This is a genomic window from Candidatus Symbiopectobacterium sp. NZEC127, assembly GCF_025962675.1.
In the GTDB taxonomy this organism is placed as follows: domain Bacteria; phylum Pseudomonadota; class Gammaproteobacteria; order Enterobacterales; family Enterobacteriaceae; genus Symbiopectobacterium.
Window position 1 is genome coordinate 1 of record NZ_JAGFPG010000082.1, and the last position, 553, is coordinate 553.

At 48.3% G+C, this 553-nt stretch carries 1 pseudogene; it reads left to right on the forward strand.

Annotated elements, in window-relative coordinates:
* Positions 1-553 (forward strand): annotated as a pseudogene (locus tag J5069_RS24030) (ATP-dependent helicase); the annotation flags it as partial.

A 553-nucleotide genomic window follows, 5' to 3' on the forward strand; every position in this document is an offset into this window, starting at 1 on the left:
CTGCGTAAATCAACGGTTGCTGATACTGCTGTTATCGAAATTGAGCCCCATTTCGAGGACCAGCCAGCTAACTGGCTAGGCAGTTTTGACAAGAATTCGCAGGTTCATGATAGCTATCGTATCCCTGGTGAGAATGGCGAACTTAGCCACGTCATCATCCCTCCCGAAGTGAAAGAAGTCCTAAACTCAATACATTCGATCCCTGGTCGTCGAGTGGCCGGAAGCGAAGCGCTTTCTTTTGTTCGTAATCCCTATACATTTTTGGGCGAAGATGCCGCCAATGTTATTGCCCCCGAGGAACATGAGCAGGCGTTGTTTGATGCCAGGATTTTCTTCCATCATTTCAGGTTGATACCCCAACAGAATGCTGAGAATAAGATCGAGGAAGTGACGCTAGTACTTGAACCAGTTTCACCTGTTCCCCAGCCAGCGGTCACTTTTGTGTTCTCAGCCCCCTGGCAGCTTGAAAAATTTATACAGCAACTCGGTATTAGCGTTGTAGCACAGATGCCTGCAGGCTCCTGGCAAGGTTACGAACTTGAGTTAAGCCAGT